Raw genomic sequence first — 7,888 nt, 5'->3', positions numbered from 1 at the left:
GGCGGCGCCGCTCGGCGAAATGGAACGCGCGCTCGACCTGCTCGCCTCCTTGCGCCTGTGCGCCAACGTGCCCGGCCAGTGGGCAATCGTGCCGTCGCTGACCGGCCCCGACACGATCTCGCCGCTGACCGCGCCGGGCGGCCGTTTGTACGAAACCCGCCGCGCGGTGATCGACGCCTGCGCGCAGAGTCGCTTCCTCGACCTGGTTGCGCCACGCGGTTCGCTGTATGCGTTCCCAAGCGTGAACACGACCCTGCTGCCGCACTTCGACGACGAAAAATTCGCGCTCGACCTGCTCGAAAGCGAAGGCGTGCTCGTGGTGCCCGGCTACGGTTTCAACTACGCGCGGCGCAACCACTTCCGCACCACCTTGCTGCCGCAAGCCACGCAGATGCGCGACGTGTTTGCGCGCATCGAACGCGTGCTGGAGCGCATGGCTGTGGCGCAGTCGAAGCAGCGGCAGGTTGCCTGACGACGCGGCGGCAGTTCCTGCGCACGGCACTGACTGGCCTCGTGCCCGCGTCAGCATTGATGAATGAGTCGCGCCAGCGCTTTCTCGCGCTCGGTGATTCGTACACGATTGGCGAAGGCGTAGCTCAGCATGATCGCTGGCCGGCGCAGCTTGCCGCCGCGTTGCAGCAACGGGATGTCGGCATCGAGACCCCGGAAATTCTTGCGCGCACCGGCTGGACCACGGACGAGCTCGCCCACGCGATGCGGCAGCACACGTTTCATCCGCCGTATGCGCTGGTGACGCTGCTGATTGGCGTCAACAATCAATATCGCGGGCGCGACCTCGCCAACTATCGCGAGGAGTTCGGCGCTTTGCTCGCACGCGCGATCGATCTCGCCGGCAACCGACCGCAGCATGCGATCGTGATTTCGATCCCCGACTGGGGCGCGACGCGGTTCGGCCGCGAAAGCGGGCGCGATACCGCAAAAATTGCACGCGAGATCGATTTGTACAATACGGCAAATGCGCAAATTTCCCGATCACTGCATGCGCACTACGTAGACGTGACGGCGCCTTCGCGCGCCGGCGGCGATGCGCCGGACATGCTTGTCGACGACGGTCTGCATCCGTCCGCAGCCATGTATCGGCGCTGGACCGATGCGATCCTGCCGGTCGCGGAGAACGCGCTGTCATCGCACTGACGCTTGCGCGAAACAACGTTTTTACGGCTTGAACACAGGGTGCGCGCGCCATTGATAACGCGGCGGCCGGCCCTATGTTCGGTATGATCTTTCCCGTCTGATCGCCCGGAACCTACCATGCCGCTCAACGAAACCACGCGCACCCGCATCGAAACCCTGCTCAAGCAGAATCCCGTCGTATTGTTCATGAAAGGCAATCCGCAGCAGCCGCAATGCGGCTTCTCCGCCGCCGCGTCGGGCATGCTCAACGAACTGCTGCCGGACTACGCGACCGTCGACGTGCTGCAGGACGCGGAAATCCGCGAAGGCATCAAGCAATACGGCAACTGGCCGACGATTCCGCAGCTTTACGTCAAGGGCGAACTGGTCGGCGGCTCGGATATCGTGCAGTCGATGTATAACAGTGGAGAATTGCAGGAATTGTTCGGCCTGCCCAAACCCGACCGCACGCCACCGAGCATCACGATCACCGACAAGGCCGCCGCCGCGATTCGTAGCGCGCTGGTCGACGCCGAACCGGGCCTGGCCTTGCATCTGGCCATCGACGCGCGCTTCCAGCCGCAGTTCCATCTGGCCGAACCCGGCGACGACGAAGTCCGTGCCGAATCGAACGGCATCGACATCCTGATGGACGTCGCCACCGCGCAGCGCGCGCGCGGCATCCGCATCGACTGGGCCGAGACGATGCAGGGCGCGGGCCTGGCGATCGACAACCCGAACGCGCCGGCCGCGGTGCAGGAACTGTCCGTGCAGGATTTGCAGCAGCGCCTCGCAGCGGGCGACATCACCCTGGTCGATGTGCGTCCCGCCGACGAGCGCGAGCTCGCCGCGCTGGCGCAGCCGTTCCGCACACTCGACAACGGCGTCGCATCGCTTGCCGACCTGCCCAAGGATGCGCCGCTGGCGTTCCTCTGTCACACCGGCAACCGCAGCGCACGCGCTGCCGAGCAGTTCCGCGCGCTCGGTTATAAAAAAGTATACAACGTCGCCGGGGGCATCAGCGCGTGGTCGCGCGAGGTTGATTCTTCGGTTGCGCAATACTGAGCGCAATCGCGCGTTTCGCCTGCGGCGCGTATCTCGCTGCTCGTCATCCCGCGCAGAGCGGCTTAAGCCCTCCCCTTCAAGGGGAGGGTTGGGTGGGGATGGTGTCGCTCATCCTTTCTTAGCCCGTCATTCCTGCGAAAGCAGGAATCCAGTGTCTTTGCTTTGCTTGTGTGTTTTAGACGAGAAGCTTTCACTCGCCTGCGGCGAGCGACCCACTTTTGGCATCGCCCAAAAGTAGGCAAAAGGCTAGGCGCCTGACGCGGTGTTCCGATTCGCATCGTGCGAATCAGAATGCCCTGTGCTTCTCGGCTGCGACGGGGTTCGCTTGATGTACATCCGTGTACATTCGCTCACGCGCGCGCATCGTGCGCGCGCCCCTACGGGCATTCTCCGCCGCAGCCTGCGATGCTCGGCACCGCGAAGGGCGCCGCTTGTTGCACGAATCCGTCCATCCCTGGACTACGCTGGGGCCGATGGACTTCAAGTGTACGTTGGTCTGTTCAATTGTATACACGCACCCAAAATCTGGTGATAATTCCAAGCTAGGCATCACAACATGCAGCGAGACAAATGATGGATTACTTCCAAGGTGTGGTTACTGAGTTCTTGCGTGCTAATCGCTCGACCTTCGTCAATACGGAATATCTCATTCAACTCGACGAGGGAAAGACACCCTTGAAAGGTAGACACTGGTATTGTGACGCTCTTGCGGTAAATTTTGAAGACTCCACCGTCAATCTCTGCGAGACCACCTATTCAAAAACGATGAGTGCACTGCTCAGTAGGCTGCAGGGTTGGGCTACGAATTGGAGCGGGGTTTGTGAGGCAATCGCCAGGGACAGTAAACTTGTGGGTATTTGGCGATACCAACCTTGGCTGTTCGTTCCCGAAGAAGGCAAAGACTTGCTCCTCCGCAAACTTGCGGCCTTGAAGCTGCAACCTCTAGCATCAGCAATGCCTGTCCCTCAAATTCAGACGCTTGAGTCAGTCGCTCCGTGGAACTATTGCACTTGGGACCGAAAGTAATTGGTTAACGGTGACACCTAAACAATTCGTCCAAGCGGGCGCGCATTCTTCGCTCCGCTTAACTCAAGCGTTGGCGACTAGCACGCAACATCCCACAACAACGTATGCTCGGTTGGCACATCAGCGTTTACAGGCAGCAGAATGGAGGGGCATCGCCCGCCTCATTCGAGGCGTCGCACGGAACACGCTTGGCCGTGTGGCAAGCAGGATTGCACGGACTCGATTGGATCGAGGAATTGGTAACACACAAGAGAGCACTCAGCCTCGGCGGCCATGGCTATCCCCTAGAGTTCACAGCCATGACACGGCATCTGAAAGCTCAACTAATCGATGGCCCCCCGGGTGCCAGGGAGAGGTGGATCTTCGAGCTCGGGGACATTTTGTCCGAAGGGTGGGCGGGCAAAACTTTACGAGATCTTGAGGCACTACATTCATGTCAGCCAGACGAATGGCTTCTAATACAAGCATGGGACGAAAGTTAGCCCGTAGCCCGTAGGCTGGACTGCAAAGCCCAGCCTTCAAGAGACAAGCGATAGTTCCGTTCATCGACAATAGTGGATGAAGATGAAGCACGCTGGACTTGTCAACCCAACCTACGCTCCGCCAGCGCAGTCCATGGATGGACGGATTCGAGCAACTAACGGCGCCTTCCGCGGTGCCGAGCATCGCAGGCTGTGGCGGAGAATGCCCGCCGGGGCGCGCGCACGATGCGCGCGCGTGAGCGAACGCACAGGGACGTGCGTCAAGCGAACCCCGACGCAGCCGAGAAGCGCAGGGGATTCTGATTCGCGGGATGCGAATCAGAACACCGCGTCAGGCGCCTAGCCTTTTGGTTACTTTTGCGCAATGGCAAAAGTAACTCGCTCGCCGCAGGCGAGTGAAAGCTTGTGCTTCTACAGTCAAACGGCAAAGCAAAAACGCTGGATTACACGCGGCTCCTGCCGCGCGCCCTGCGGGCCGTTCACTGCGCGAATGTTCGCTCCGACATCCTGCCTGTGCAGTCTCGCCTGCGCAGGAATGACGAGCAAGGGCGACCCCTCTCCCGGCGCTGCGCGCCACCCTCTCCCGCAAGGGGAGAGGGGAACTCCAGGATATCAGGAGGTGGAAACCCCAAACAAACTTCCGATTGCGGCGGTTGCCGCCATCGCCAGTGCACTCCAGAACAACACGCGCAGCGCGCCGAGTGTCACTGGCGCGCCGCCCGTGCGTGCGGCGACGGCGCCGAGCACGGCGAGCGAAATCAGCGATGCGATTGCGACCGGCCATATCATGTGCGTGGGTGACGCCAGCAACACCGCGATCAACGGCAAGGCCGCGCCGACCGCAAAACACAGCGCGGAGGTGAACGCCGCCTGCAGCGGCCGCGGCTGCAGTTCGTCGGTGAGTCCGAGCTCGTCGCGCAGATGCGTGCCGAGTGCGTCGTGCGCGGTGAGTTGATCGGCGACTTGTTCGGCGAGCGGACGATCGAGCCCGCGGCCGATATAGATATTGACCAATTCGACGTGCTCGCCGTGTGCGTCGGTCGCAAGTTCCTTGCGTTCAAGTTCGCGCTCGGCGTTCTCGGTGTCGGCCTGCGAACTGACCGAAACATACTCGCCCGCGGCCATCGACAGCGCGCCGGCGACGAGGCCGGCGACGCCCGCGATCAGCACATTGCTGCGCGTCGCTTCGGCGCTGGCCACGCCGATGACCAGGCCCGCGGTCGACAGGATGCCGTCGTTTGCGCCGAGCACGGCCGCGCGCAGCCAGCCGATGCGGTCGTTCTTGTGGCGCTCGCGATGGCGTCTCACCTTTGCGACCGTCTCTGATCGCAAAGATTGCAAAGCGGCCATCCACGGCCGCACTGTTCAATGAGGTCTGCGGCACACACCGGTTATAGCTCGTGCTCGCCGCCCAAATCGTCGTCGTCGGCGTCCTCGACCTCGAAGCGCAGATGCTTGACGCTGCGCCCGTGACGACGCACCAGCTTCAAGGCCTCGATGCCGACCTTGATGTGTTTTTCGACATAGTTGACGGTGACCGACTTGTCGCTGGCTTCGGTCTTAACGCCTTCGGGAATCATCGGTTGATCGGAGACAAGCAGCAGCGCGCCGGACGGAATGTGGTTGGCGAAACCGGCGGCGAAGATCGTCGCGGTTTCCATGTCCACCGCCATGCTGCGCGTGCGGCGCAACAGATCCTTGAAGCGTTCGTCGTGTTCCCAGACGCGACGATTGGTGGTGTAGACGGTGCCGGTCCAGTAGTCGTGGCCGAGATCACGGATCATCGTCGACACCGCGCGCTGCAGCTGGAACGCGGGCAACGCGGGCACCTGCGGCGGCAGGTAATCGTTCGATGTGCCCTCACCGCGGATCGCCGCGATCGGCAGGATGAAATCGCCGATCGCGTTCTTGCGCTTCAAGCCGCCGCACTTGCCGAGAAACAGCGCGGCCTTGGGCTGGATCGCCGAGAGCAGGTCCATCACGGTCGCCGCATTCGGCGAGCCCATGCCGAAGTTGATCAGGGTGATGCCGTCTGCGGTCGCGTTCGGCATCGCCCGGTCGGCACCCTTCACCGGCACGCCGTGCCACTTGGCGAACAGCTCGACGTAGTTGCCGAAATTGGTCAGCAGGATGTGCTCGCCGAACTCGGCCAGCGCGGTGCCGGTGTAGCGCGGCAGCCAGTTTTGCACGATCTCTTTTTTGTCTTTCATTGTGTTTTCCCGCTGGGGCGTCTAACGAAATCGTCGCGAGCGAAGAGAATTTGCACGTCGCCGGAGCGCAGGAACCGGAGTGTACACGCCAGTACATGAGGATTCCGAGCACCGCCGGCGCGCAAATTATCGAGCGCAGCAGATTTCGTTAGACGCCTTGGTTGCCGATGACGACACATCGGCGGAATGACAGGTCTCAATTCGTCAAGCTAAGTTTAGTCCATAGAGTCCTTCCTCCGCGAAGCGGGGAAACATCGGCAGGATTGCCGATGTTTGCAGCGAATGCTGCCCGCAGGGCGGGCCATATGGACATGGCGAGTACTAGGTGGCGCAGCCGGAAGGGGGCGCTTTTTGACCTTCGGATGAACCGGCGTACCTGCCTCGATATTCGATTTGCCCCCTTTCGCCCTTTGGGCACTTTCCCCCGCACGCGGGGGAAAGAACTACCTCGCACCGCAGCGCAGCTTTGCTTTTCCGTCGTCGCGGGGGATGATCGGGTTCGAATACAAAACCATCGTCATCCCGGCGAAAGCCTGGATCCAGCGGCTTTGATTTTCAGGGGATTGCAAAGGCATTGGATTCCGGCTTTCGCCGGAATGACGCGCCAGGAGCAACCTGCTCGGGAGTCACCATGCTCGTCACCTTTTTTCTTGCACTGATCGTCCTTGTCACCCTGCTGTTCCTGGGCCGCGGCTTTCTCGGCTGGCTGGCTGCCGCCGGCATCTGGCTGATCGGCTGGCGCGCGCTGGGCGTGGCCTCACCCCTGCTGTTCGAGATCTGCGTGATCGTGCTCGTCGTGCTCGCCCTGCTGTTCGGCGTGCCCATGATCCGGCGCATGGCGATCACGCGTTTCATCATGCCGATCTTCGCCAAGGTGCTGCCGCGCCTGGGCGATACCGAGCGCATCGCGCTCGAAGCCGGCACGGTGTGGTGGGACGCGGAGTTGTTTTCCGGCAAACCGGACTGGAAGAAGCTGCTCGATTTTCAGCCGCAGAAATTGACTGCGGACGAGCAGGCGTTTCTCGACGGCCCGGTCGCCGAACTCTGCGCGAAACTCGACGACTGGCAGATCAATCAGCTGCGCGATCTGCCGGCCAACGTCTGGGCGTTTCTCAAGGCCAAGGGTTTCTTCGGCATGATCATTCCGAAGGAATTCGGCGGCCACGGTTTTTCCGCGATCGCTCATTCGCGAGTCGTCACACGCATTTCCTCGCGCTCGGTCGCGGCCGCGGTGACGGTGATGGTGCCCAACTCGCTCGGTCCGGGCGAGTTGCTGCTGCACTACGGCACCGACGAACAGCGCAAATACTATCTGCCACGCCTGGCCAAAGGCGACGAGGTTCCGTGCTTCGGTCTGACCGGGCCGGAAGCGGGCTCCGACGCGGCGGCGACACAATCCGAAGGCGTGGTCGAAAAGCGCATGATCGATGGCCAAGAAGTGCTCGGTCTGCGCCTTAACTGGAAGAAACGCTACATCACGCTCGCGCCGGTCGCGACCTTGATCGGCCTCGCCTTCCGCATCAAGGATCCGGATCACTTGCTCGGCGACAAGGAAGACCTCGGCATTTCCTGTGCACTGGTTTCCGCCGATCTGCCCGGTATCGAGATCGGTCAGCGGCACGATCCGATGGGCGTGCCTTTCATGAACGGGCCGATCGTCGGCAACGACGTGTTCGCGCCGCTCGACTGCATCATCGGTGGGCGCGAAGGCATCGGGCAGGGCTGGCGCATGCTGATGGAATGTCTGGCGGCGGGCCGTTCGATTTCGCTGCCCGCACTCAGCGTCGGCGCCGCGCAGATGATGACGCGCATCTGCGGCGCATATGCGACGGTGCGCGAACAGTTCGATACGCCGATCGGCCGCTTCGAAGGCATCGAGGAACCGCTGGCGCGCATCGCCGGCAAGACCTACATGATGAGCGCGACGCGCACGCTGACCTGCGGCGCGCTCGATGCGGGCGAGAAACCCGC

The 7,888-nt window shown here is 62.0% G+C and carries 7 protein-coding genes; 5 read left to right on the top strand and 2 right to left on the bottom strand.

The window, feature by feature from the left end; translation table 11 throughout:
• The 4 genes from VIE67_RS14145 to VIE67_RS14130 form a co-directional block, all read left to right on the top strand.
• Positions 1-472, top strand: a 472-nt coding sequence (locus tag VIE67_RS14145; protein WP_524539306.1) for a pyridoxal phosphate-dependent aminotransferase family protein, incomplete at its 5' end; no start/stop codon positions are given.
• 59 nt (positions 473-531) lie between these two features.
• Positions 532-1,155, top strand: a complete 624-nt coding sequence (locus tag VIE67_RS14140; RefSeq protein ID WP_332027093.1) for an SGNH/GDSL hydrolase family protein — start codon at positions 532-534, stop codon at positions 1,153-1,155.
• A gap of 117 nt (positions 1,156-1,272) precedes the next feature.
• On the top strand, positions 1,273-2,199 hold the full coding sequence (grxD, locus tag VIE67_RS14135) for a Grx4 family monothiol glutaredoxin (RefSeq protein ID WP_332027092.1): 927 nt from the start codon (positions 1,273-1,275) through the stop codon (positions 2,197-2,199).
• Between the two features lie 573 nt (positions 2,200-2,772).
• Positions 2,773-3,225, top strand: coding sequence for a hypothetical protein (locus VIE67_RS14130; protein WP_332027091.1), 453 nt, complete (start codon positions 2,773-2,775; stop codon positions 3,223-3,225).
• Between the two features lie 1,094 nt (positions 3,226-4,319).
• On the opposite strand, the gene VIE67_RS14125 is transcribed toward VIE67_RS14130, so the two are convergent.
• Together VIE67_RS14125 and VIE67_RS14120 are read right to left on the bottom strand one after the other, a co-directional pair.
• Positions 4,320-5,057, bottom strand: a complete 738-nt coding sequence (locus VIE67_RS14125) for a VIT1/CCC1 transporter family protein (protein WP_414707377.1) — start codon at positions 5,055-5,057, stop codon at positions 4,320-4,322.
• A gap of 41 nt (positions 5,058-5,098) precedes the next feature.
• Entirely contained in the window at positions 5,099-5,917 is an 819-nt protein-coding gene (locus VIE67_RS14120; protein WP_332027089.1) for an AMP nucleosidase, read from the bottom strand.
• Between the two features lie 631 nt (positions 5,918-6,548).
• Here VIE67_RS14120 and VIE67_RS14115 point away from each other — a divergent pair.
• Positions 6,549-7,888: acyl-CoA dehydrogenase (locus VIE67_RS14115; RefSeq protein WP_332027088.1), on the top strand; the 1,340-nt coding region annotated here is incomplete at its 3' end.

It is taken from the genome of Rudaea sp., from assembly GCF_036560865.1.
Classification (GTDB): Bacteria; Pseudomonadota; Gammaproteobacteria; order Xanthomonadales; family Rhodanobacteraceae; genus Rudaea.
This window is presented reverse-complemented; position numbering and strand designations above follow the sequence as displayed.

What these genes read in the sequence shown, in the direction of transcription:
- VIE67_RS14140 (WP_332027093.1), top strand. Translation starts at nt 532, where the DNA reads ATGAATGAGTCGCGCCAGCGCTTTCTCGCGCTCGGTGATTCGTACACG.
- VIE67_RS14120 (WP_332027089.1), bottom strand. Translation starts at nt 5,917, where the DNA reads ATGAAAGACAAAAAAGAGATCGTGCAAAACTGGCTGCCGCGCTACACC.
- VIE67_RS14130 (WP_332027091.1), top strand. Translation starts at nt 2,773, where the DNA reads ATGGATTACTTCCAAGGTGTGGTTACTGAGTTCTTGCGTGCTAATCGC.
- grxD (WP_332027092.1), top strand. Translation starts at nt 1,273, where the DNA reads ATGCCGCTCAACGAAACCACGCGCACCCGCATCGAAACCCTGCTCAAG.
- VIE67_RS14125 (WP_414707377.1), bottom strand. Translation starts at nt 5,057, where the DNA reads ATGGCCGCTTTGCAATCTTTGCGATCAGAGACGGTCGCAAAGGTGAGA.